The following is a 24,496-nucleotide window of genomic DNA, read 5'->3' on the forward strand; positions in this document are numbered from 1 at the left end:
CTCGCGCTGACCGCCGCGCCGACGCTCGCCGACGCGATCGCCACGCGCCGCCTGCTGCGCGACATCGCGGCCGAAGCCGGACGGTCTCCGGATGCGGTGAAGGTGATCGCCCCGGTGCTGCCGGTCGTCGCCGACACGGATGCCGACGCCCGCCGCATCGTCGAGCGCCTGCTCGCGCTGGTGCCGCTCGCCGAGGGGCACCAGGCTACCCGCACTGCGTTCCCGCCGAACCGCACGGTGGCCGCGTTCGCCGATGCGTTCGACGTCGCCGCAGACGACCCGCTGCGCGCGTCGGAGTTCGACCGCCCGGTCATGGCCGCCGAGGCGCAGCGGTTGGGGGAGCGCGGCTCCGCACTCATCGAGCGCCTCGCCGGCATCGCCGGACTGCGCGTCTCGGGAGCCGGGGTGACGACCGGAGATCCGCTGACCTGGCGGCACCTCGTGGCCGCCAACGCGGTGCCGGCGGCCTTCGTGGTCGGCGACGCCCGGACGATCGCTGACCACTTCGAGACCTGGCGCGACGAGGGGGCAGCCGACGGGTTCAACGTGCTGTCTGCCTTCCAGCCCGCCCAGTTCGAAGCGTTCACGCGGCAGGCCGCCCCCGAGCTGCGCCGCCGCGGCCTGCTGCGACACGCGACGGAGAGCGAGGGCGCGACCCTCCGCGACCGTCTGCGCATTTCCTCGTATGTCGACGCGTGACCACTCGTGTCGTCGCGCGACACCCGGTGTCCGCCGCCTCGCGGCACGGCCACTCCGATTCCTACCGTGAACACATCCCGACACCCGAAGCCCAGGAGACCCTCCGCATGAACCGCCGTCTCATCCGTGCCGCCGCCATCGCGGTCCCGCTCTTCCTCGCGGGCAGCCTCGCCGCCTGCGCCTCCTCGCCTGCTCCTGCCAACGCCCCCGCCGAGGGCGGCGACCCCGTCACCGGCGGCACGCTCACCTACCTCGAGCACCAGGCGTACACGAACCTGTACCCGCCGCAGGCCGGCTTCTACCCGAACGGCGGCATCGTCAACAACATCGCCGCTCGCCTGACCTGGCAGAACCCGGAGACGCTCGAGATCGAGCCGTGGATCGCCTCGGACTGGACCGTGAACGCGGATGCCACCGAGTACACGTTCGACCTGAACCCCGACGTGACGTTCTCGGACGGCACCGTCCTCGATGCCGCGGCCGTCGCGAAGAACTTCGACACGTACGGGCTGGGCGATGCGGACCGCGGCCTCACGGTCTCGGAGGCGATCAACAACTACGCCAGCAGCGAGGTCGTCGACGAGGACACCGTGACGTTCCGCTTCAGTGCGCCGTCGCCCGGGTTCCTGCAGGCCACCTCGACCATCAACTCGGGCCTGCTGTCGCCGGAGACGCTCGACGGCACGATCGAGGACTTCGGCGCGGGCAACGCGGCCGAGATCATCGGATCCGGACCGTTCACCGTCACCGACGAGAAGCTCGGCACCGAGTACACGCTCACCGCCCGTGACGACTACGAGTGGGGCCCCGACAGCGTCGACAACGACGGCCGCCCCTACCTCGACGCCGTGCACGTGCTGATCACCCCCGAGGACTCGGTGCGCATCGGTTCGCTGCTCGCGGGTCAGGCCGACTACGTCCGCTACGTGCAGGCGTTCGACGAGGACCGCGTCGAAGGCGCCGGCTTCACGCTCTACGCCCCGCAGACCCGCGGCGTGAACAACTCGATCGCCCTGCGCCCCGAGAACCCGCTGCTGGGCGACATCCGCGTGCGCCAGGCGCTCGTCGCCGCCGTGGACGCGAAGGAGGTCGTCGACACGCTCTTCACCGAGAACTACCCGGTGGCGACGTCGGTGCTCTCCTCGCAGGCCGTCGGCTACAAGGACGAGTCCGCGCACTACGCCTACGACCCCGACAAGGCCGAGGAACTGCTCGACGAGGCGGGGTGGGAGCCCGGCTCCGACGGCATCCGCGAGAAGGACGGCGAGCGCCTGTCGATCACGGTCTACGAAGCCAAGCCGCAGCCGCTGTCGAAGCAGACGCTCGAACTCGTCGCGCAGCAGCTGGCGAAGGTCGGTGTGGAGCTCTCGGTCAAGCCCGGCGACGCCGGGAGCGCGGCCGAAGACACCCGCGATCCGCTGAAGACCGGCTTCTACCACTCGATGGTCGGACGCGCGGACCTCGACGTCATCAAGAGCCAGTACTTCACGAAGAACCGCGACGTGCTGATCTCGAAGGACGCGAAGCTCGACGAGCTGCTGCTCGCCGTGGCCTCCGAGCCCGACTCCGACAAGCGCATCGCCGCCTCGCAGGCCGTGCAGGACTACATCGCCGAGCAGGCCTATGTCATCCCGCTGTTCGAGGAGCCGCAGGTGTACGGCACCGCGACCTACGTGCAGGGCGTCGCCTTCGAGTCGGTGGGGCGTCCGACGTTCTCCGGCGTCTGGCTCGCCGAGCACTGAGAGCGCCGGTGACACGATGAGCTTCGTCCTCCGACGAGCCGGGCAGGCCGCGATCGTTCTGATCGCGGCCTTCACGGCCACCTTCTTCCTGCTACAGCTGCTGCCGGGCGATGCGATCCTGATCAAGTTCTCCGACCCCAGCCTCGGGCTGTCGCCGGACCAGCTCGACAGCATCCGCGCCACCTACGGCGCAGACCTGCCGTGGTGGGAGCAGTACGTGCACGCGGGACTCGGCTTCCTCGCCGGGGACTTCGGGTTCTCGACCCAGTTCGGCACCCCGGTGCTGACGATGCTGGGCGAGGCCCTGCCCGCGACGCTGCTGCTCGCGTCGCTCGGACTCATCGTGGCGCTGATCCTCGCCATCCTCATCGCCGGGCTCTCCTCCCTCGCACCGTTCGCCTGGCTGCGTGACGGCCTGCGTCAGGTGCCCGGGCTGTTCGTGGCGGTGCCGGTCTTCTGGCTGGGCATCCTGCTCATCCAGGTGTTCTCGTTCGGGCTCGGATGGGTGCCGATCGTCGGCGCCGACCCGGTGGCCGGACTCGTCCTGCCGGTGCTCACGCTCGCTGTACCCATCTCGGCGCCGCTCGCCCAGGTGCTGGTGCGCGCGATCGACCAGGTGCAGGCGCAGCCGTTCGTCACGGTGGTGCGGGCGAAGGGTGCTCCGCCGCTGTGGGTGCTCACCCGTTCGGTGGCCCGGAACGCCGCCGTGCCGACTCTGACGATCGCCGGTGTCCTGTTCGGCGAGCTCGTCGGCGGAGCTGTGGTGACCGAGACCGTGTTCGGCCGCACGGGCATCGGCCGGCTCACCGAGCAGGCCGTGGCGAACCAGGACATCCCGGTGCTGCAGGGCGTCGTGCTGCTGTCGGCCCTCGGCTTCGTGATCATCAGCTTCGCGGTCGACCTCGTGACCCCGCTCATCGACCCCCGCCAACGCACCGTCGCCCGCGCCTCGGTGCCCCGCGCACTCCAGGAGGCGACCGCATGACCGCTCCCGTGATTATCGATCCCGTGGTCGGGCCCGACCCGGCCGCGCCGGCGCAGCCGGCCGCGACCGAGACCGAGAGGGCCCCTCGCCGCCGACTGCGCGGCCGCGCATGGGGTCTGTACCTGGCCTATACGATCATCGCGCTCGCCGTGCTCTGGGCCGTCATCCCCGGGGTTTTCGCCCCCGGCGACCCGCTCACGGGCGTGCCGGCCGACAAGCTGCTCCCGCCGAGTGCCGCGCACTGGTTCGGCACCGACACCCTCGGCCGCGATCTGTTCGGCCGGGTCGTGCACGGTGCGGTGCACTCGCTCTCGGGAGCGCTCATCGCCGTCACGGTCGGCCTCGCCCTCGGCACGCTGATCGGGGCGATCGCCGGTGCCGTCGGCGGTGTGGTCGACGACGTGCTGATGCGCGTGGTCGACGTGCTGCTCGCGATCCCCGGGCTGCTCCTCGCCCTCACGGTCATCATCCTGCTCGGCTTCGGCACCGTGAACGCCGCGATCGCGGTGGGTCTCGGCAGCGTCGCCGCGTTCGCCCGGCTCATGCGCGCCGAGGTCGCCCGTGTGCGGCGCACCGAGTACGTCGAAGCGGCCTTCGGCAGCGGCGGCACGTTCTTCACCGTGCTGCGCCGGCACGTGCTGCCCAACTCGTTGACGCCGATCGTCGCGCTCGCCGCGCTGCAGTTCGGCACGGCGATCCTCGCGATCTCGACGCTCGGGTTCCTCGGCTACGGTGCGCCGCCGCCCACGCCGGAGTGGGGCCTGCTGATCGCCGACGGCCGCAACTACGTGGGCACCGCCTGGTGGCTCACCGCCCTGCCCGGTCTCGTCGTGGTCGTCGTCGTCCTCAGCGCCAACCGGATCAGCCACCGCATCGGAAGGAGCGCGAAGTGAGCGCCGTCATCTCCGCCACCGATCTGCGGATCTCCTACGGCGACAAGGACCGGCGCCGCGAGGTCGTGCACGGCGTCTCGTTCGGGATCGCCGAGGGCGAGACCCTGGCGCTCGTGGGGGAGTCGGGTTCGGGCAAGTCCACCACCGCGCACGCCCTGCTCGGGCTGCTGCCCGAAGGCGGCCGCGTCGACGGCGGGCGGGTGCTGCTCGGCGACCTCGACATCTCGGGATGGTCCGACCGTGCGCTGCGCGGCATCCGCGGGCCCGAGATCGGTCTCGTGCCGCAGGATCCGACCACCTCGCTCGACCCCGTGCGCACGATCGGCGCGCAGGTCGAGGAGATCCTCCGTCTGCACGGGCACCGGGATCGGCGTTCGCGGCGGGCACGGGCCATCGAGCTGCTCGACCGTGTCGGAATCGACGACCCCGACCTGCGGGCGCGCCAGTATCCGCACGAGCTCTCGGGCGGCATGCGCCAGCGCGTGCTCATCGCCACCGCGATCGCCCTGCGGCCGCGGCTGCTGATCGCCGACGAGCCCACCAGCGCCCTCGACGCCACGGTGCAGCGCAAGGTGCTCGACCTGCTCGACGAGCTGCAGCGCGAGGAGGGCACCAGCATCCTGCTCGTGACCCACGACCTCGGTGTCGCGGCGGACCGGGCCGAGCGGCTCGTCGTACTTAAAGACGGTCGCATCGTCGAGCAGGGCTCCAGCGAGGCGGTGCTCGCCGCACCGGCCGACCCGTACACGAAGCAGCTGCTCGCCGACGCTCCGGCGTTCGCGACAGGTTTCCGTCGGCCGGATGCCCCGCCGTTCCTGCGCGATGCCGCGGCGGTCGCCGCCGAGAACCCCTGGGCGATCGTCGCCGACGGGCTCGTGAAGGAGTTCCGCGTCGCCGGGCGCGAGCGCTTCCGTGCCGTCGACGACGTGTCGTTCCGGGTGCGCAAGGGCACGACGCATGCGCTCGTGGGGGAGTCGGGCTCGGGCAAGACCACGACGGCACGGCTCATCACCCGCTTCCACCAACCGGATGCCGGGACGATCGAGGTCGACGGCGACGACGTGACCCACGCGAAGCGCGAGCAACTGCGGGTGCTCCGCCGACGCATCCAGCTCGTCTACCAGAACCCGTTCGCGTCGCTCGATCCGCGCCAGCAGATCGCCGACATCGTCGCCGAGCCGCTGGTGAACTTCGGCGTGGGCAGTCGCACCGAGCGCCGCGAGCGCGCTCTCGCCCTCCTCGACCGGGTGTCACTCCCCGCCGAGGTCGCACGGCGCACCCCGCGTGAGCTCTCAGGCGGGCAGCGGCAGCGCGTCGCGATCGCCCGCGCGCTGGCGATCGACCCCGACATCGTGGTGCTCGACGAGGCGGTGTCGGCGCTGGACGTCACGGTGCAGGCCCGCATCCTCGAGCTGCTCACCTCCCTGCAGGCCGAACTCGGGCTCACCTACCTGTTCATCTCGCACGACCTCGCGGTGGTGCGGCGGATCAGCCACACGGTCTCGGTGATGCGCCGCGGCCGGATCGTCGAGGAGGGGCAGACGGAAGACCTCTTCCGCGACCCGCAGCACGACTACACCCGGGAGCTGCTGGCCGCAGTACCGGGACGAACGGAGACCGTCGTATGACCACCCCCACCGTCGCCTTCTTCACCCGACTGCTCGACGATGCCGCTCCTGCCGAGCGATATGCGTTCGCGACCGCGCAGATCCAGCAGGCCGAGCGACACGGCATCGGACGGGCGTGGGTCGCGCAGCACCACTTCCACGCGGCCGAGGGCGGGCTGCCGTCGCCCCTGGTGTTCCTCGCGAACGTCGCCGCCGTGACTTCCACCATCCGTCTCGGCACCGGGGTGATCACGCTGCCGCTGGAGGATCCCGTGCGGGTGGCGGAGGACGCCGTGGTCGCCGATCTGCTCTCCGGGGGGCGCGTGGATCTGGGACTCGGCAGCGGCGGCACGCCCTCGTCGTTCGTGCCGTTCGGGGAGGACGTGCGCGACAAGGCGCCGACCTACGACCGGAAGCTGCGGACACTGCTCGACGCTCTCGCCGGCCGTGACGTCGGGGCGGGCAACACCCTCTACCCGGATGCCGGAGATCTCGCCGACCGTGTCTGGCAGGCGACCTTCTCGGCGCCGGGCGGGCATCGGGCCGGCGTCCATGGACACGGGCTGCTCCTGTCTCGCACGCAGCCGCGCAGTGCCGACCGGCTGCACGCACCGCTGTCTGCCCTGCAGGATCCGATCATCGACGCGTACCTCGAAGCGCTGCCGGAGGGGGTGGCGCCGCGGATCACCGCCTCGCGCACCGTGTTCGTCGCCGACGACCGTGCCGAGGCGCTGCGCTTCGCCGAGGTCGGTCTGCGCCGGGCGGCCGAGGGCTTCCGCCGTCAGGGGCAGACCATTCCGGGCGACAGCATCGACGAGCTGATCGCCGCGCTCGACACGCACCTGGGCACGCCGGAGCAGGTGGCGGAATCGCTCGCCGCCGACACCACCCTCGCCCGCGCGACCGAGGTGGCCTTCCAGGTGCACTCGGTCGACGCCCCGCACGAGCACGTGCTGCGCTCGATCGCGCTCTTCGCCGACGAGGTCGCCCCGGCCCTCGGCTACGCGCTGACCCCGACCCCGCACGGAACCACTACCGACCAGAACCTCACCCTGAAGGAGAACGCATGACCGACGACATCGTGGACCGGATCGCGGAGGTGACGCCGGAGCTCGATGCCCTGCGCCGTCGCCGTCCGGTGACCAGGGAGCAGCTGCAGGCGAGCTTCGACGCCCTCTTCCAGCCGGTGAGCACGGAGCACGTCTCGCAGGCCGAACGCGAACTCGTGGCCGCTTTCGCCACCGGTCTCGCCGGAGCCGACGACCCGACCGCCGAGTTCTACGCCGGTCGTGCGCAGGAGGCCGACCCGCAGCGGGCCACCGTCGTGCTCGCGGAGGCCGCCCGGGCGGCGACCACCGGACCCTTCGGCACCTACACCGAGCTCGGACTGCAGGCCGAGAACACCGACGGGGCGCGCTATGTCCCGTCCGAGACTGTCATCGCCGCGGTGGGTGAGCGCCTCGCCGCCGCCCTCGCGCACACGCACCTGCTGGTGTTCCGCCCCCGCGAGGCTTCGGGCGCCGACCTCGGCCGTCTGCTCGATGCGGGCTGGTCGGCCGACGGCATCGTGACGCTGTCGCAGCTGGTGTCGTTCCTCGCCTTCCAGCAGCGCGTCGTCACCGAACTCCGTGTGCTCGCCGCTGCGGGCTTGACCGCCGAGATCTCCGAGGAGGAGGCCGCATGACCGCCGAACAGAGCGTGCTCCGGCACGACGACGCCCCGCACCCGCACGCGTTCACCCGCGGCGAGGTCGGGTGGGTCCCGCACCTCGAGCCCCTCGCCGAGGCGGAGCTGACCGAGCGCCACTACGACGGCCTCGTCGATGCGGCTCGCGCGAAGAACGACTACTTCCGGCTGCTCGCCCGCGACCCCGAGGTGCTGAAGGCCCGCACCCTCGTCGACAAGGACATCTTCTACAACGCCGCGGAGGGTCTGCCGCGAGCCGACCGAGAGCTCGCCGCGACCGCGGCCTCCCGCCGCAACGGCTGCGTGTTCTGCGCCTCGGTGCACTCACGCTTCGCCGCGCACCACAGCAAGCGCGCAGACGACGTCGACCTGCTGCTCGACGAGGGCGTGGACGCGGACCTCGGCGAGCGCTGGAACGCCGTCGTCGCGGCATCCGTCGCCCTCACCGACACGCCCAACGCGTTCGGCGAGGACGAGATCGTCCGGCTGCGCGCCGCCGGACTCGACGACCTGGAGATCTCGGACCTCATCCACGGCGCCGCGTTCTTCAACTGGGCGAACCGGCTGATGCTGTCGATCGGACGGCCGGTGGCACCGGCCTGATCGCTCTGACGGCCCCTCGCCGTCAGGGGACGAGGATGATCTTGCCCGAGGCGGCGCCGGATTCCATGAGCTCATGGGCCTGCGCCGCCTCGGTCAGGGGCAGCTGGGGGCCGAGCTCGATCACGAAGTCGCCGGCGTCGAGGAGGGCGATCGTCTCGGCGAGCGCCTCGGCGCGCCAGGCGAGCTCCTCGTCGGTCAGGGGTACGGGGGAGCCGCCGGAGAAGGCACGGATACCGAAGGACGCGGCATCCGGTCCGCGCACGATCGTCGCGATCCGGTCGCGGTCGGCGACGAGGGCGAGCGAGGTCTCGATGGCCTCGTCGGTGCCGGCGCAGTCCAGCGCCACGGTGACGGCTGAGGGGGCGGCGTCGCGCACGCGGTCGAGCAGACCGTCGCCGTAGGCCACGGGGATCGCGCCGAGTTCGCGCAGCTGCTCGTGGCGGGCGGGGCTCGCCGTCGCGATCACGGTCGCGCCCCAGGCCACCGCGAACTGCACGGCGGCCTGTCCGACCGAGCCGGAGCCGCCGTGCACGAGCAGCACGTCGCCCTCGGTGACCCCGAGCGAGCGCAGCGACTGGTACGCGGTGCCCGCGGGGATCCCGATGGCCGCCCCTTCGGCGGCCGTGACGGAGTCGGGGAGCTTCGCGAGCTTCTCGGTGTCGATCGCGATCGCCGAGGCGTAGGTGCCGTGCGCGTCACGGATCGCCACCCGGTCGCCGACCGCGAAGTCGTCGACACCCTCGCCGAGCAGCTCGACCACGCCGGCCCCGTCGAAGCCGACCGGACGCGGCTCGGTGATCGGAGGAGACGGACGCTTGGCACTGCGCAGCTTGGCGTCGATGGGGTTCGCCCCCGCCGCCTCGATGCGCACCACGACCTCGCCGCGGGCCGCGACGGGATCGGGGATCTCCATCAGATGCAGGACATCGGGGGAGCCGAACTCGGTGTAGACGATCGCGCGTGCCATGGATTCAGGCTACCCGCGCTGACGCCCGCCGTCGCGGATCAGCGTCCGGACAGCACCTTCATGATGCGCTGCGGCGACACCGGCTGCGCGGTGCCGAGGCGCTGCGCGAACACGCTGACGCGGTACTCCTCGAGCAGCCAGCGCACCTCGACGAGTGCTGGGGGAGCGTCGGACGGAAGGGGGATGGTGCCGCCCGCATCCTCGAACGCCTTCGCCATCCGTTCGTACTCGGTCATGCGCGCACGATCCTTGCCCGGTTCGCTCCCGAGCGTCTTCAGCCGGTCGAGCATGCCTTCGAGGTAGCGCGGGAAGTGTGCGAGACGGTCGACTCCGGCCGCGGAGACGAAGCCCGGATGCAGCAGGCCGCTCAGCTGTGTGCGGATGTCGTTCAGCGGGCCGAGCAGGGCGAGCGAGTTCTGCGACTTGATGCCGCGTTCGACATCGCGGGACTTCGTCAGGATGCGGGCCACCAGTGAGACGCACGCGAAGAGCTGATCGACCAGCACGCCCGAGACGGCGTCGCGCACCCGGGTGAAGTCGGCTTCACTGCGCACGATACCGCCCGGTGCCGTCTGCTCGATGACCTGCCGCGCGACGGCCGCTCGGCAGTCCTCGATGAGGGCGGCGGCGGACTGGTACGGCGAGGCGGCGAGGGCGAGCTTCTCCTGGCTCGTCAGGTGCTCCTGCACGTACGACGAGGGGGAGGGGACGCCCAGCAGCACGAGCCGCAGCACGCCGTCGCGGGTGGCGGCGGCCGCGGCATCCGGGGTCGATTCGACGCGCACCGACACGGTCTTGCCCTGGTCGACGATCGCCGGGTAGCCGCGCACGACGCCGCCGGCGACACGCGTGTCGAGCACCTCGGGCAGGTCTCCGAAGGTCCACGCCGTGAGGCCGGTCTGTTCGATCGGTGCGGCAGCGACGCGCTCGGCACCACCGCGCTCAGCGCCGTTGCGGGCACCCTTGGCGCCGGACTTCGGCGGCGCGGCGATCGATCGCGCCACGCTGCTGCGCGCCCGGTCGGAGAGCTGCGCCTGCAGCGCCCGCAGGTCGCGACCCGAGCCGACCACCCGGCCGCGTTCGTCGACCGCGCGGAAGTTCATGCGCAGGTGTGGCGGCACGCGCTCGTCGTCGAAGTCGGCGGCGGACACGAGCTGGTTGGCGAGCGGCTGGATGAGCCGGGCCAGCGCCTCCTTGAGTGTGCGCGGCGGGAGGCCGCCGTGCGACTCCGGACCCTGCTCGGCCAGCTCGGCGCCGAACTTCTCGGCCCAGTCGGCGGCGGGTACGACGTGGCGGCGGATGGCCTTGGGCAGCGCGCGCAGCAGCCCGGTGACGAGCTCGGCACGTAGGCCCGGAACCTGCCAGTCGAAGCCGCGGTCCTCGAGCTGCGCGAGCAGCGGCAGTGGCACGACCACGCTCACACCGTCGTCGTCGGCGCCCGGTTCGAACCGGTACGCGAGGCCCAGCACCTGGTCGCCCTGCGTCCACCGTGTCGGGAACTCGCGCTGGTCGGCGCGCTCCTCGTCGTCGATCAGGTCGCTCTCGCGCATCACGAGCAGCTTCGGCGTCGTGGCCATGGCCTCACGCCACCAGCTCTCGAAGGAGCGCACGTCGAACACGTCGGTGGGGATGCGCTCGTCGTAGAACCGGAAGACGGCCTCGTCGCCGGCGAGGATGTCGCGGCGGCGCTCGCGCTCCTCCAGCTTCTCGAGGCGCTTGCGCAGCTCGGCGTTGCTGCGCCAGAACGCGCTCACCCGCTTGTCGATCCGCGTCGGGTCCCACTCGCCCTCGACGAGTGCATGGCGCACGAAGAGCTCGCGCGAGGCGGCCCGGTCGATGCGCGCGAACTGCACACGGCGGCGCGGGATGATCTCGAGCCCGAACAGCGTGACCTTCTCGAACGCGACGGCGGCGCCGGCATCCTTCGACCAGTGCGGCTCGGTCACCTGGCGCTTGGCGAGGTCTCCGGCGAGCGGTTCGGCCCACGCCGGGTCGATGGCGGCGACCGTGCGCGCGAACGTGCGGGAGGTCTCCACGATCTCGGCCGCGATCACCGCGCGCGGACTCTTCTTGCGCAGTCCCGAGCCGGGGAAGATCGAGAAGCGGATGCCGCGGGCTCCCCGGTACTCCGCGATGCGACGGCCCTTCGGCTCCTTCGCGGGAGAGTGCGCCTTGCCCGCCGGGGCGGTGCGCTCGTCGAGGAGGCCGATCTGCGACAGGAGTCCCGACAGCAGGGCGCGGTGGATGGCGTCCGGGTCGCTCGTTCCGGTGTCGTCGCCGGCGCGGTCGGGCGTCTTCACGAGCGTGCGCAGCTGACGGTGCACGTCGAACCACTCCCGCACTCGCACGTAGTTGAGGTGCTCCGAGCGGCACAGTCGACGGAACGCGCTGGATCCGAGTTCGCGCTGCTGCTCGCGCAGGTGGTTCCACAGATTCAGCAGGGTCAGGAAGTCGCTGGTCGGGTCGACGAACCGCGCGTGCAGGCGGTCGGCCTCCTCGCGGCGCTCTTCGGGTCGCTCGCGCACATCCTGGATCGTCATGCCCGAGACGATCGCGAGCACATCGCGGGTCACGGTGCCCCCCGAGCCCCCGCGCCCCGCCTCGATCAGCATCCGCGCGAACCGCGGGTCGATCGGCATGCGTGCGATGTCGCGACCGATGCGGGTGAGGTGCGGAGCGCCGTCGCGGCGGGACGGCTCGACAGCGCCGAGCTCGGTGAGCAGGTCGAACGCAGCCTTCACGCCCCGCGAGTCGGGCGGGGTGAGGAAGGGGAATGCGGTGATGTCGCCGAAGCCGAGCGACAGCATCTGCAGGATCACGGAGGCGAGCGAGGTGCGCAGGATCTCGGGCTCGGTGTACTCCGGGCGCCGGTCGTAGTCCTCCTCCGAGTAGAGGCGGATCGCGATGCCGTCGCTGGTGCGGCCGGCGCGGCCGGATCGCTGGTTCGCGGAGGCCTGCGACACCGCCTCGATCGGCAGTCGCTGCACCTTGGAGCGGTTGCTGTAGCGGGAGATGCGCGCGGTGCCGGTGTCGATGACGTACTTGATGCCGGGCACCGTGAGGCTCGTCTCGGCGACGTTGGTGGCGAGGATGACGCGGCGGCGGACTCCTGCCACCCTGCTGCGCTCGAACACGCGGTGCTGGTCGGCGGCGGAGAGCCGGCCGAACAAGGGGAGCACCTCGGTGGGGGCGCGGTCGTTCGCGTAGGCGCCGCGCACGGCGTCGGCCGCATCCCGGATCTCGGCCTCGCCGGGGAGGAACACGAGCACATCGCCCGGCGCCTCGCGGTCGAGCTCGCGCAGGGCGGCGACGATGGCCGAGACCTCGTCCTCCGGCTCGGCCGGTGCGTCCTCGTCGTCCCCGTCTTCGACCTGTCCGCGGTAGCGGATCTCGACCGGATACGTGCGACCGGATACCTCGATGATCGGCGCCGGTGTGCCATCCGCTGCGGCGAAGTGCTTCGCGAAGCTCTCCGGGTCGATGGTCGCCGAGGTGATGATCACCTTGAGGTCGGGGCGCTCCGGGAGGATCCGGGCCAGGTAGCCGAGCAGGAAGTCGACGTTGAGGGAGCGTTCGTGCGCCTCGTCGATGATGATCGTGTCGTAGCGGGTGAGCAGTCGATCGCGGTGGATCTCGTTGAGCAGGATGCCGTCGGTCATCAGCGCGATGCGCGTGGCGTCCGACACCTTGTCGGTGAAGCGCACCTTGTAGCCGACGAGCGTGCCGAGCTCGACCTGGAGCTCTTCCGCGACCCGCTCCGCGATCGTCCGGGCGGCGAGCCGACGCGGCTGGGTGTGTGCGATGCGCTCCCGTCCGAGCTCGAGCGCGATCTTCGGCAGCTGGGTGGTCTTGCCCGACCCGGTGGCGCCCGCGACGATCACGACCTGGTGGTCGCGGATGGCGTCGCCGATCTCGCCTCGGGCAGCGCTGACGGGCAGCTCCGGAGGGTAGGAGATCACGGGGGAGGACATAGCCCTCCATCGTATGACGGGATTCGCCCCCTACGATCATCTGGTGATCACCGCTGCAGCCCCCGTCCGCTGGTTCCGCGAGTTCGGGCGCCCGCCGCGCATCCTCGGACTGGATGTCGCTCGCGGGCTGGCGATCCTCGGCATGGCGGGCGCGCACATCGGCGAGACCGAGGCGTTCGAGTGGATGGACCCGGCGACGTGGACCGACCTCGTGCACGGGCGGTCGTCGATCCTGTTCGCGCTCCTCGCCGGAGTGTCCATCGCGCTGATGACCGGACGCAGCGCGCTTCCGGAGCGCGAGCGCCTCCCGAGCATCCGCCTGAACCTCGTCGGGCGCGGGGCCGTGATCTTCCTGATCGGACTGGCGCTGGAGATGCTCAACACTCCGATCGCCGTGATCCTCACGCTCTACGGCATCCTCTATGTCGCGGTGATCCCGTTCCTCCGGTGGCGCCCGTGGCAGCTGCTGCTCGGTGCGGCCGTGCTCGCGCTGGTCGGCCCGGCGCTGCTGGCGTTCCTCGGAGCCGTGATGCTGCATCCCTTCGGCACCGGGATCGGCTTCGTGCTCTACGGCACCTACCCGATCACGGTGTGGCTGGCTCTCGTGCTCGGCGGCATGGCGCTGGGACGGATGCACGTCGAGCGTGTGCGCACCGCCGTGATCGCGCTCGCGGTCGGCATCGTGCTCGCGGTGGTCGGCTACGGCCTCGGTGCGATCGGTCAGGCGGCGGGCCTCACCACACCGGCGGAATACAGCAGCTCCTCGTTCGTCGACGGCTCCTCGTTCAGCGAGAGCTCCTTCGACGTCTCGATGCCGAGCGGGTGGGAGGGGTATCCGCAGGCGCTGGAAGCGTCCGATCCGCTGGGCTCCGTGCTCGCGGCGGTGTTCGCGGTCGAGCCGCACAGCGGTGGCACGGCCGAGGTACTCGGCTCCGGCGGCTTCGCGCTGACCGTCATCGCCCTGTGCCTGCTGCTCAGCCGACCGCTGCGCTGGGTGCTGCTGCCGCTGGGCGCGCTGGGCTCCATGCCGCTGACGGCATACAGTGCGCACGTGCTGTCGATCGTGCTGTTCGGTGGGCCCGGCGGCTTCTTCTCCAGCAACGAGTTCTGGGCCGCGACCGCCATCGGGCTGCTGGTGGTGACGACGCTCTGGTCGATGTTCTTCGGCCGAGGACCGCTGGAACGGCTCGTCGGCCGCGGGGCGGCCGCGATGGCACTTGTTTCTTCATCCCCGGCCTCGACGTCGGATGCCGGTCATAGGCTGGAGGGATGAGCATTCCTGCACTCGAACTGAACGACGGCAACTCCATCCCGCAGCTCGGCTACGGCGTCTTCAAGGTGCCGCCGGCAGAGACCGAGCGCGCGGTGAGCGAGGCGCTCGAGATCGGCTACCGCCACATCGACACCGCCGCCATCTACGGCAACGAAGAGGGCGTCGGCGCCGCGATCGCCGCGTCCGGCATCGCCCGCGACGAGCTGTTCATCACGACCAAGCTCTGGAATGACCGTCACCACGGCGACGAGCCGCGTGCGGCCATCGGCGAGAGCCTCGACAAGCTCGGCCTCGAGAAGGTCGACCTGTACCTGGTGCACTGGCCGGCCCCCGCGATCGGCGACTACCTGCACGCGTTCACGAAGCTCATCGAGCTGCGTGAGGCGGGTCTCACCCGCAGCATCGGCGTCTCGAACTTCCTGGTGCCGCACCTCGAGCGCGTGATGAAAGAGACCGGCGTGGTGCCGGCCGTGAACCAGATCGAGCTGCACCCGGCCTACCAGCAGCGCGACGTGGTCGCCTGGGCCGGCGAGCACGGCATCAAGATCGAGGCCTGGGGTCCGCTCGGGCAGGGCAAGTACGACCTGTTCGGCACCCCGGCGGTGGCTGATGCCGCGGCCGCGCACGGGGTCACCCCCGCGCAGGCCGTGCTGCGCTGGCACCTGCAGAAGGGGATCATCGTGTTCCCGAAGTCGGTGCGCGCCGAGCGACTGCGCGAGAACCTCGACGTCTTCGGCTTCGAGCTGACGGATGCCGAGATCGCGGCGATCGACGCCCTCGACCCGCTCGACGGCTCGGGCCGCGTCGGCTCGCACCCGGACGAGGTCAACTGACCCCGGTCATCGGATCGGGCCCCCGGGCCTACATGACGCCCCGTGTCGCTCCGCGCGACACGGGGCGTCGTCGTGAGTAACTTCGAGGCATGACAGCTCCGTTCCGTGTCGTGGCCGTGTCGGGATCCCTGCACGAGCCGAGCAAGACGACCGCCCTCGTCCGCGCGATCACGGCCGCCGTCGCCGAGCGTGCCGAGGTCGAGTCGCAGCTCATCGAGCTCACGCAGATCGGCCCGGGCCTCGCGGGCGCGCTCCAGCGCGACCAGCTGCCGCCGGAGGTCGAGGCGCAGCTGCAGGCCATCGAGTCGGCCGACCTGCTGATCGTGGGCAGCCCCGTCTACCGTGCCTCGTTCACCGGTCTCTTCAAGCACCTCTTTGACTTCGTCGGCCAGTACGACCTGGTGGGAAAGCCCGTGCTGCTCGCGGCGACCGGCGGCGGCGAGAAGCACGCGCTGATCATCGAGCACCAGCTGCGGCCGCTGTTCGCGTTCTTCCAGGCGCTCACCCTCCCGGTCGGCGTCTACGCGAGCAACACCGACTTCGACGGCTACGAGATCGCCTCGGATGTGCTCCAGGCGCGCATCTCTCTCGCCGCCGAGCGTGCCCTGCCGCTCGTGGGTTACGCGGCCTCGCGTCCCGTCGAGCTTCTCGTCGGCTGACCGCGCGCGCTCCGCGCGGCGTAGCGTGAGGGTATGACCAACCGGCTCGCCGACACGCTCAGCCCGTACCTCCGCCAGCACGCCGAAAACCCGGTCGACTGGTACCCGTGGGGCGAAGAGGCGTTCGCGGAGGCCGAGCGCCGCGACGTGCCGCTGCTGATCTCGATCGGCTACTCGACCTGCCACTGGTGCCACGTGATGGCGCGGGAGTCGTTCGCCGATCCGGATACCGCCGCCCTCATCAACGACGGCTTCGTCGCGGTGAAGGTCGATCGCGAGGAGCATCCGCAGGTCGACGGAGCCTATATGGCCGCAGCCTCCGCCTTCACGCAGAACCTCGGTTGGCCGCTCACGGTGTTCACCACGCCCCGCGGGCGCACGTTCTACGCCGGCACCTACTGGCCGCCGGAAGCCCGTGGCCAGATGCCCGGCTTCCGCGACGTGCTCGCCGCGGTGCGCGAGGCATGGACCGTGCGGCGCGAGCAGGCCGAGGAGTCGGCGGATGCCGTGACCGACGCCCTCGCCCGCGCGGGGGAGTCCACCGCCTCGGACCTGCCCGACGTGGTGGCGATCGCGACGGCGGCGGAGACGATCGCGCAACGGGAGGACCGCGTCCACGGCGGTTTCGGCGGTGCCCCGAAGTTCCCCGTCGCCACGACGCTGCGGTTCCTGCAGCATCCGCTGGTGCGGGAGGGCGCTCCGCAGGCCGCGGCGTCGGCGGCACGGGCGCTCGCCACGATGGCCGGGTCCGACCTCCACGACGCCGACGGCGGCTTCTTCCGATACGCCACGCAGCGCGACTGGACGGTGCCGCACTACGAGCGGATGCTCACCGACAACGCGCAGCTGCTCGACGTCGCGCGGGATGCGGGGGACGAGTCGACGGGGCGCGGGATCGCCACCTTCCTGATCGACGTGCTCCGTCGCGACGCCGGAGGGTTCGGTGCCGCGCAGGATTCCGAGTCGACGATCGACGGCGCCCGCAGCGAGGGCGGCTATTACCTTCGTCCGGTCGCCGACCGCGCGGACCTGGAGCCGCCGGCCGTCGACGGCAAGGTGATCACCGGGTGGAACGGCCTGGCGATCGGCGCGCTGTCCCGGGCGGGTGCGGCATTCGGCGAGCGGACCTGGATCGATGCGGCCGCTGCCGCCGCCGACCACGTGCTGCGGGTCAACCGGAACGCCGCGGGCCCGCTCGTCCGCACCTCGCTCGACGGCCGTGCATCCGCCGCAGTGGCGACCCCCGCCGATCTCGGACTCCTCGCCGACGGCCTGTTCGCCCTCGCCCTCGCGACGGGGGAGGCGGAGTGGGCTGTCACGGCACGCGGCGTCCTCGACGACGCTCTCGCCGGCACCGGCGGCGACGATCCGCTGCTCTCGGCGCAGGGCATCGCGACCTCGCCCGACCAGACCGACGGCGACCTGCCCTCCGATGCCGCCGCGGTCGCCGGAGCCGCGCTCACCGCCTGGTGGCTCGGAGCGGGGGACCGGTACCGCGAGGCTGCCGCCGCGACCGTGAGCGCCCTCGCGTCGCGTTCGCTGGAGCAGCCGTTCGCCCACGGCACCCTGCTGCGGGTGGCAGCGGGCCTCGCCCTCCCGCCCCGGCAGCTCATGGTGATCACCGCCGACCGCGACGGTGCGCTCGCCGCAGCCGCCCGGGGTGCGGACGCCGAGGTCATCGCCGTCGTCACCCCCGCGCAGGCGCAGGCGTTCACCGAAGCGGGCTTCGAGCTGTTCGAGGGCAAGGATGCGGCCGCCGAACGCGCCTACGACTGCCGCGCGTTCGTGTGCCGCCTGCCCGTGAGCGACCCGGCCGAGGTCTCGATCTCCCGCTGAGGTCAGCCATGGTTGCGGGTGCACAATCTGCACAGCAATCCGCGCGCAGACACCGTCCGGTTGCGCGGGTTGCGCAGCATCCGGTGCACCGTTTGCCCAGTGCCCGGCATCCGTTCTACTGTTGCGCGACCCCACCCGCGATCACAGCAAGGATGCTCTGACGATGCCTCTCCCCACCCGCGCCGGACTCGACGCCGTTCCCGCGTACCGTCAGGGGCGCTCCGCCCCGGCCGGTGCGTCGAAGCTCTCCTCGAACGAGTCGCCGCATCCGCCGCTTCCTTCGGTCGCCCAGGCCGTGCGCGATCGGGTCGACGGCATCAATCGCTATCCCGACATGAGCGCGGCAGGCCTCCGTGAGCGTCTCGCCGCCCGCTACGGTGTCGACCCCGCCGAGGTCACCGTCGGTGCGGGTTCGGTCGAGATCGCCTCGCAGCTCATCCACGCGGTGGCCGGCGACGGCGACGAGGTGGTCTTCGCCTGGCGCTCGTTCGAGGCGTATCCCTCGCTGGTCCGCATCGCCGGGGCCACGCCGGTCGCCGTACCCCTCGATGCCGATCACGCGCACGACCTCGACGCGATGCTCGCCGCGATCACCCCGCGTACCCGCCTGATCTTCGTGTGCAACCCGAACAACCCCACCGGGACTGTGGTCGGCGCCGACGAACTGGAGCGCTTCGTCGCCGCCGTGCCGCACGACGTGCTCGTGGTGATCGACGAGGCGTACGTGCACTTCGACACGACCGAGAGCCGCGGTGCCGGCATCGAGCTGTTCCGACGCCACCCGCACGTGGCCGTCCTGCACACGTTCTCCAAGGCCTACGGGCTCGCCGGGCTGCGCATCGGCTACGCGATCGCCCCGGCCGCCGTCGCCGAGAACCAGCGGAAGGTCGCCGTGCCGTTCGGGGTCACCGACCTCGCCCAGACGGCGGCCCTCGCCTCGCTGGACGCCGAAGACGAGCTCGCGGTCCGCATCGGCGAGGTGATCGAGCAACGCGACCGCCTGCACCATGTGCTCACCGCGGCCGGCTGGCCCGCCGTCCCCTCACAGGCGAACTTCGTGTGGGTCCCCTCCGGTGATCGCACGGGCGAGCTCGAGGAACTGCTGCAGGCCGGCGGCGTGGTCGCCCGGGCCTTCGCCGGCGAGGGGATCCGCATCTCTTCCGGCTCCGCGACCGATATCGATCGCGTCGAGCAGGCGCTCACCGCCGCGCGTGTGGAGGTCGGCGCATGACCGGCGACCGCGCGACACAACTTCCCCCCACCACGACGACCACCAAGGGTCTGCATCCGGGGCTGACCCGCCGCCAGATCTCGATGATGGGGCTCGGCGGCGCGATCGGCGCCGGCCTGTTCGTCGGTTCGGGCCAGGCGATCAGCATCGCCGGCCCCGCTGTCCTGGTCTCGTACCTCGTGGCCGGTGGCATCGTCGTGCTCGTGATGGCGATGCTGGCCGAGATGGTCGCGGCGCGACCCAGCTCCGGCGCCTTCAGCTCGTACGCGCAGAAGGCGATGGGCCGCAGCGCCGGCAGCGCGGTCGGCTGGCTCTACTGGATCCAGCTGGTCGTCGTGATCGCCGCCGAGGCGACGGGCGCCGGGGCGATCGTGGCGAACTGGACGCCGGGCATCCCCGCCTGGGTGTGGGTGCTGATCTTCGTCGTGGCGCTCACCGCCGTGAACCTGTTCGGCGTGCGCAATTACGGCCGCTTCGAGTTCTGGTTCGCGGCCATCAAGGTCGCGGCGATCATCGCCTTCCTCATCGTGGGCGTGTGCGCGATCGTCGGACTCATCCCCGGCGTGCCCGCGACCGGCATCGCGAACCTCGTCGACAACGGCGGTTTCGCCCCGAACGGCATCGCCGGCATCGCGGGCGCCCTGCTCATCGTGGTGTTCGCGTTCGGAGGCACCGAGGTCGTCGCGATCGCCGCCGCCGAGTCGAACGACCCCGCACACAACATCCGCCGCATCGTGCGCGAGGTGCTCGTGCGCATCCTCGTCTTCTACGTCGGATCGATCTTCGTGATCGTGGCGGTACTGCCGTGGAACGATCCCGCGGTCAAGGACGGCCCGTTCTCGGCGGTGCTCGAGACCCTGAACGTGCCCGGCGTCGGTCTCGTGATGGACCTGATCGTGATCGTCGCGCTGCTGTCGGCCATGAACGCCAACATCTACGGTGCCTCCCGCATGGCGTACTCGCTGGGGGAGCGCGGACTCGCTCCGCTGGCCGCGACCCGCACGAGCCTCAAGGGCGTGCCGTTCGTCGCCGTGCTGGCCTCGGTCGCCTTCGGCTTCGTGACGGTCGGGCTCAACTGGGCGTTCCCCGATGTGGTCCTGCCCGCGCTCCTGAACGTGGTCGGCTCGACGCTGCTCGTGATCTGGACGGCCACGGCGGTCGCGCAGATCATCCTCCGCACCCGCGCGGATCGCACGGGCGAGGAGATGCCGATGCGGATGTGGGGCTTCCCGTGGCTGTCGTGGCTGTGCCTGGTGCTGCTCGCCGCGGTGATCGCACTCGCGATGATCGACCCGGCAGCGCGCATCCAGCTCCTGTTGACCCTCGCGCTCACCGGTGTGCTCCTCCTCGTCGCCCGCGCGACCAGGGGATACGCGCGGGCCGGCGTGCCGCGGGAGTAGCCGATGCGCATCGATCGCCTCGACGCCCAGCTCATCCGGCTGCTCACCGAGTCGCCGCAGCTGCCGATCCTGGAAGTCGCGCGGCGGCTCGGGATCGCCCGCGGCACTGCGACGAGCCGTCTCGCGCGCCTGCACGAGGGCGGGGTGATCGAGGCGATCGTGCCGCGCGTCGACCCGGCCGGCTTCGGCTACGGCGTGGTCGCCTTCTGCCTGGTCGAGATCGATCAGAAGGTCGGGCACGACGAGGTGGCGACGGCCCTGGCGGACGCGGTGCCCGAGATCGTCGACATGCACACCGTCACGGGCGCCAGCGACATGCAGCTGCGGCTGGTCGCGCGGGACGCCACGCGGCTGCAGGAGGTGCTCGACCGGGTCGCGCTGGTGCCCGGCGTCGCCCGCACGGCCTCCTCGATCGCGATGCGCACCCACCTCTCGGGGCGGGTGCTCCCGCTGGTGGACCACGTCGCGACGGACGATCCCGCCTAGTGCCTCACGCCCTCACACCCAGCCGGGCAGCCAGTTGTGCAGGAGCCAGAACTCGTACGGCACGCTCGTCCCGGTCCACAGCGGCAGGAAGAACGCCGAGACCAGCACGACGAACGTGAGGAAGATGATCACCGTGCGCTCGCCGGACTGCCGTCGGTACAGCGGATCCTCTCGCTTTCCGGCGATGATCCGCAGCGTCATCGCCAGGGCGAGCACGAGGAACGGCATCATCACGACCGTGTAGAACTGGAAGATCGTGCGCTCGGGGAACATCAGCCACGGCAGGTAGGTGACCGCCAGGCCCACGAGCGGAACGGTCAGCTCCGGCCCGACCGGCTGCCGCGTGATCCAGCTCCGCACGAGTCGATAGATCAGGTAGACGGCGGCCGCGACCCCGCCGTACCAGATGAGCGGATTGGGGACGGCGGAGATCACGCCGATGCAGTGATCCGTGCCGCAACCCGAGGGGGAGGGGTCGACCCAGACCGCGGTCGGACGCAGCAGCAGCGGCCACTCCCACGCGGGGCTCGCATAGGGGTGCCCGCGGCTCAGGCCCACGTGGAATCCGAGCATGGACTCGTGGTACTTCCACAGTGCGAGCAGGGGGTTGGTGTCGCTCTTGCGGTCATAGCCGCCGGCGGTCACGAGCCAGCCCGTCCAGCTGACGAGGTACACCGCGAGAGCCGGGAAGACGAGCAGCACGAACGAGACGGGCCCCTGGCGGAATGCGGCGGCGGTCGGCCACAGCACCACGCCCGCGCGGCGCCGGGCCAGCGCATCGGTGATCACGACGTACAGCCCGAAGCCGGCGAGGACGTAGAGCCCCGACCACTTCACGGCGCACGCCGCGCCCAGGGCGAGTCCCGCGGCGACCAGCCACGGACGGCGCCACAGCACGGGCCCCCAGAACGGATCCGGCGCGTCGGGGTCGCGCCTCTCGAGCACGGGGATCGTCCGCTGCCGGTCGATCAGCACGAACAGCACGCCCAGCAGGATGAAGAACGTCAGGATGCCGTCGAGCAGGGCGATGCGGCTCATCACGATGCTGAGCCCGTCGATCGCGAGCAGGGTGCCGGCCACGGTCGCGACGACCACCGAGCCGCTGAGGCGCCGGGCGATCAGGTACACCAGCAAGACGGACGCCGTGCCGAAGAGCGCGGTGGCCAGCCGCCAGCCGCCGCTGTTCTCCGGGCCGCCGATCGCCATGCCCAGCGCGATCAGCCACTTGCCCAGCGGCGGATGCACGATGAACGCGCCCTGGTCGGAGAGCGGAAGATCCTCGCCGGTCGGGAACGCCTGGTTCGCGCCGTCGCCCCAGGTGCCTTCGTAGCCCAGGGTCCACAGCGACCAGGCGTCCTTGACGTAGTAGGTCTCGTCGAAGGCCAGCTCGTGCGGATGGGCGACGCCGATCAGCCGGAGGACCGCGGCCAGCGCGGTGATGACCAGTGGGGCGAGCCATCGGATGGCGCGGCCCCAGTCGGGATCGAGGAGCACGCGGTCGCGAAGTCGCCCGTATCGCGTCAGCCGTGCCTCGGGGGCAGGGAGCAGGGGCACGGGCGCGGTCACCGGTCCAGCCTAGACAACCCGCCTAAGCTGGGCGGGTGATCATCCTCGCCGCCACTCCGATCGGAAATCTCGGCGACGCGTCCCGCCGCCTGGTGGAGGTGCTGGAGAACGCCGAGGTCGTCGTCGCGGAGGACACCCGCACCACGGTGCGACTCCTGAAGGCGCTGCAGATCGACAACCGTCCGCGCCTGATCGCGCTGCACGACCACAACGAGAAGCAGAAGGCCGCAGAGCTCGCCGCCCTCGCGGCGGAGACCGACATCGTCGTGATGAGCGACGCCGGGATGCCGACCGTCAGCGATCCCGGCTACGGGCTGGTCGCCGAGGCCGTGGCCCAGGGTGTGACGGTGACCGCGATCCCCGGTCCGAGTGCGGTGCTGATGGCGCTCGCGATCTCGGGCCTCCCCACCGACCGCTTCACGTTCGAGGGATTCCTGCCGCGCAAGCCGGGGGAGCGCCGCTCGACCCTTCGCGCGCTCGCCGCGGAACCCCGCACCATGGTGTTCTTCGAGTCGCCCGCCCGCCTCGCGAGCGCGCTCGCCGACATGGGGGCGGCGTTCGGCGACGAGCGGCGGATCGCGGTGTGCCGCGAGCTCACGAAGCTGTACGAGGAGGTGCGCCGCGGCACGGCATCCGAGCTGGTCGCCTGGGCCGAGGACGGCGTCAAGGGCGAGATCGTCGTCGTCGTCGAGGGGGCTTCCCGCCGCGACGCCTCCCCGGAGGACGCGCTCGCCCAGGTGCAGAAGCTCGTCGCCGACGGCATCCGCCTGAAGGATGCCGCGTCCGAGGTCGCCGCGCTCACCGGCCTCTCCTCCCGCGACCTCTACCAGGCCGCGCTGGCCGCCCGCTCCGGAGGGGCATGACCGTGAGCAAGGCGGCGACCGTGTACGACGTGGCCGATCGGGCCGGCGTGTCCATCGCCACCGTGTCGCGCGTGCTGCGCTCGCCGGATGCGGTGCGTCCGGTCACGCGGGAGCGCGTGCTCGATGCCGTGTCCGCCCTGGGCTATGTGCCCAGCGGCAGTGCCCGGGGTCTCGCGGAGCGCCGCACCGGGGTGCTCGGGCTGTACTTCCCCGGGTTCGACGCCGCGGAAGACGCTCCGCCGCTGGACGTGCTCTCCGATGCCGACGCGCCGCCGTTCGCGATCGTCCGTGATGACGCGGATGGCGATGACGGACACACCTCGATGCTCTTCCTCGACGAGGTGCTGCGCGGTGCGGAGCTGGAGGCGTGGAAGCAGGGTTTCGTACTCATGGTCGGCGTCGGACGCGACGATCCCGACCGGTCGACGGTGCGCGACATGGCCGGCCGTGTCGACGGCCTCATGGTGCTCGCGAGCAGTGTGCCCGACGACGTGCTGGCGCGCCTCGCCCGGCGGATCCCGGTCGTGGTCCTCTCCGGGCCGCCGCGCGGTGATCACTACGACCACGTCACGGTGAGCAATGCCGAGGCGATGACGGAGCTGACCCGGCATGTCCTGGCCCAGGTGGGGGACGGGCCGCTGGCCTTCCTCGCCGGCCCCGAGGACTCGCCGGACGGCCTGCAGCGGTGGGAGGGGTTCGCGGCGGCGGTGACGGCCGCGGGCCGATCCCTCGACGACGTGACCGTCCTCCGCGGCGACTTCACCCGCGGCTCGGGCCGTCGTGCCGCCGAGGAACTCGTCGCATCCGGCGCGCCGGCAGCGCTGATCTCCGCGAATGACCAGATGGCGCTCGGCGCGCTCGACATGTTCCGCGGCGCCGGCATCCGCGTGCCCGAGGACATCCTCGTGACCGGGTTCGACGGCATCGAGGCGGCCGCGCTGTCGCGCCCCCCGCTCACCACGATCCGCCAGCCCATGATCGACCTCGGGCGCGCGGCCGTCCAGGTGCTCGCACGGCGCCTGGAGAGCATGGAGGCCGAGCCTGTGCTGGCTCGCCTGCCGCTGCAGATCCTCCTTCGCGAGAGCTCGCAGCGCCCTTCCTGACGCCCCGCGGCACGGCGCCACGCCGGTGTCAAGGGGTTGCTTTCGAAAAATGTATGCGCTTACAATCGCTGAGGCGGCGCAGGCCGTCGGTCA

At 71.4% G+C, this 24,496-nt stretch carries 19 protein-coding genes and 1 pseudogene; 17 read left to right on the forward strand and 3 right to left on the reverse strand.

Annotated features, from left to right (window positions below; genetic code table 11):
- The 8 genes and pseudogenes from GZ67_RS0104600 to GZ67_RS0104635 form a co-directional block, all read left to right on the forward strand.
- Positions 1 to 699: pseudogene (locus GZ67_RS0104600) on the forward strand (LLM class flavin-dependent oxidoreductase); the annotation flags it as partial.
- A 107-nt stretch (positions 700 to 806) separates the two neighbouring features.
- Entirely contained in the window at positions 807 to 2,441 is a 1,635-nt protein-coding gene (locus GZ67_RS0104605) for a TIGR04028 family ABC transporter substrate-binding protein (protein WP_029262656.1), read from the forward strand.
- Between the two features lie 16 nt (positions 2,442 to 2,457).
- Positions 2,458 to 3,426, forward strand: coding sequence for an ABC transporter permease (locus tag GZ67_RS0104610; protein ID WP_029262655.1), 969 nt, complete (start codon positions 2,458 to 2,460; stop codon positions 3,424 to 3,426).
- Complete coding sequence (locus tag GZ67_RS0104615) at positions 3,423 to 4,319, forward strand: ABC transporter permease (RefSeq protein WP_029273781.1); 897 nt, start codon at positions 3,423 to 3,425, stop codon at positions 4,317 to 4,319. Before GZ67_RS0104610 ends, GZ67_RS0104615 begins: the two co-directional genes overlap by 4 nt.
- The gene (locus tag GZ67_RS0104620; RefSeq protein WP_029262653.1) at positions 4,316 to 5,947 is read left to right on the forward strand and encodes a dipeptide ABC transporter ATP-binding protein; all 1,632 of its coding nucleotides are present in this window, start codon (positions 4,316 to 4,318) and stop codon (positions 5,945 to 5,947) included. Before GZ67_RS0104615 ends, GZ67_RS0104620 begins: the two co-directional genes overlap by 4 nt.
- The gene (locus GZ67_RS0104625; protein WP_029262652.1) at positions 5,944 to 6,996 is read left to right on the forward strand and encodes a putative FMN-dependent luciferase-like monooxygenase; all 1,053 of its coding nucleotides are present in this window, start codon (positions 5,944 to 5,946) and stop codon (positions 6,994 to 6,996) included. Before GZ67_RS0104620 ends, GZ67_RS0104625 begins: the two co-directional genes overlap by 4 nt.
- On the forward strand, positions 6,993 to 7,610 hold the full coding sequence (locus GZ67_RS0104630; protein ID WP_029262651.1) for a CMD domain protein: 618 nt from the start codon (positions 6,993 to 6,995) through the stop codon (positions 7,608 to 7,610). The genes GZ67_RS0104625 and GZ67_RS0104630 overlap by 4 nt, the downstream gene beginning before the upstream one ends.
- Complete coding sequence (locus tag GZ67_RS0104635; RefSeq protein ID WP_029262650.1) at positions 7,607 to 8,215, forward strand: alkylhydroperoxidase domain protein; 609 nt, start codon at positions 7,607 to 7,609, stop codon at positions 8,213 to 8,215. Before GZ67_RS0104630 ends, GZ67_RS0104635 begins: the two co-directional genes overlap by 4 nt.
- Positions 8,216 to 8,237: 22 nt before the next feature.
- On the opposite strand, the gene GZ67_RS0104640 is transcribed toward GZ67_RS0104635, so the two are convergent.
- Together GZ67_RS0104640 and hrpA are read right to left on the reverse strand one after the other, a co-directional pair.
- Positions 8,238 to 9,182: a quinone oxidoreductase family protein gene (locus tag GZ67_RS0104640; protein ID WP_029262649.1), complete on the reverse strand. Its 945-nt coding sequence runs from the start codon at positions 9,180 to 9,182 to the stop codon at positions 8,238 to 8,240.
- 38 nt (positions 9,183 to 9,220) lie between these two features.
- Positions 9,221 to 13,153 carry an ATP-dependent RNA helicase HrpA gene (hrpA, locus tag GZ67_RS0104645; RefSeq protein WP_029262648.1) on the reverse strand — a complete coding sequence of 1,311 codons (3,933 nt, stop codon included), beginning with the start codon at positions 13,151 to 13,153 and terminating at the stop codon, positions 9,221 to 9,223.
- Positions 13,154 to 13,196: 43 nt separating this feature from the next.
- Here hrpA and GZ67_RS0104650 point away from each other — a divergent pair, with 43 nt between their 5' ends.
- The 7 genes from GZ67_RS0104650 to GZ67_RS0104680 all read left to right on the forward strand — a co-directional run bounded on the left by GZ67_RS0104650 (position 13,197) and on the right by GZ67_RS0104680 (position 20,871).
- Positions 13,197 to 14,426 carry a heparan-alpha-glucosaminide N-acetyltransferase domain-containing protein gene (locus GZ67_RS0104650; RefSeq protein WP_231481690.1) on the forward strand — a complete coding sequence of 410 codons (1,230 nt, stop codon included), beginning with the start codon at positions 13,197 to 13,199 and terminating at the stop codon, positions 14,424 to 14,426.
- The gene (locus GZ67_RS0104655; protein ID WP_029262646.1) at positions 14,423 to 15,259 is read left to right on the forward strand and encodes an aldo/keto reductase; all 837 of its coding nucleotides are present in this window, start codon (positions 14,423 to 14,425) and stop codon (positions 15,257 to 15,259) included. The genes GZ67_RS0104650 and GZ67_RS0104655 overlap by 4 nt, the downstream gene beginning before the upstream one ends.
- 89 nt (positions 15,260 to 15,348) lie before the next feature.
- Positions 15,349 to 15,918, forward strand: a complete 570-nt coding sequence (gene msuE / locus GZ67_RS0104660) for an FMN reductase (RefSeq protein ID WP_029262645.1) — start codon at positions 15,349 to 15,351, stop codon at positions 15,916 to 15,918.
- Between the two features lie 33 nt (positions 15,919 to 15,951).
- Positions 15,952 to 17,754, forward strand: coding sequence for a thioredoxin domain-containing protein (locus GZ67_RS0104665; RefSeq protein ID WP_029262644.1), 1,803 nt, complete (start codon positions 15,952 to 15,954; stop codon positions 17,752 to 17,754).
- Positions 17,755 to 17,917: 163 nt separating this feature from the next.
- Entirely contained in the window at positions 17,918 to 18,985 is a 1,068-nt protein-coding gene (gene hisC, locus GZ67_RS0104670; RefSeq protein WP_029262643.1) for a histidinol-phosphate transaminase, read from the forward strand.
- Positions 18,982 to 20,385: an amino acid permease gene (locus GZ67_RS0104675; RefSeq protein ID WP_029262642.1), complete on the forward strand. Its 1,404-nt coding sequence runs from the start codon at positions 18,982 to 18,984 to the stop codon at positions 20,383 to 20,385. Before hisC ends, GZ67_RS0104675 begins: the two co-directional genes overlap by 4 nt.
- A 3-nt stretch (positions 20,386 to 20,388) precedes the next feature.
- A complete protein-coding gene (locus GZ67_RS0104680; protein WP_029262641.1) occupies positions 20,389 to 20,871 on the forward strand; it encodes an Lrp/AsnC family transcriptional regulator in 483 nt (160 codons plus the stop codon).
- 12 nt (positions 20,872 to 20,883) lie between these two features.
- On the opposite strand, the gene GZ67_RS0104685 is transcribed toward GZ67_RS0104680, so the two are convergent.
- Positions 20,884 to 22,437 (reverse strand): dolichyl-phosphate-mannose--protein mannosyltransferase, encoded by a 1,554-nt coding sequence (locus GZ67_RS0104685; protein ID WP_029262640.1) that lies wholly within the window; start codon positions 22,435 to 22,437, stop codon positions 20,884 to 20,886.
- A gap of 35 nt (positions 22,438 to 22,472) precedes the next feature.
- Between GZ67_RS0104685 and rsmI the strand changes: the two genes are divergently transcribed.
- Positions 22,473 to 23,300 carry a 16S rRNA (cytidine(1402)-2'-O)-methyltransferase gene (gene rsmI, locus GZ67_RS0104690; RefSeq protein WP_029262639.1) on the forward strand — a complete coding sequence of 276 codons (828 nt, stop codon included), beginning with the start codon at positions 22,473 to 22,475 and terminating at the stop codon, positions 23,298 to 23,300.
- Entirely contained in the window at positions 23,297 to 24,403 is a 1,107-nt protein-coding gene (locus tag GZ67_RS0104695; protein WP_029273782.1) for a LacI family DNA-binding transcriptional regulator, read from the forward strand. Before rsmI ends, GZ67_RS0104695 begins: the two co-directional genes overlap by 4 nt.
- The last annotated feature ends 93 nt before the right edge of the window (positions 24,404 to 24,496 follow it).

Origin of the sequence: Microbacterium sp. Cr-K20 (assembly GCF_000708325.1) — a bacterium.
Classification (GTDB): Bacteria; Actinomycetota; Actinomycetes; order Actinomycetales; family Microbacteriaceae; genus Microbacterium.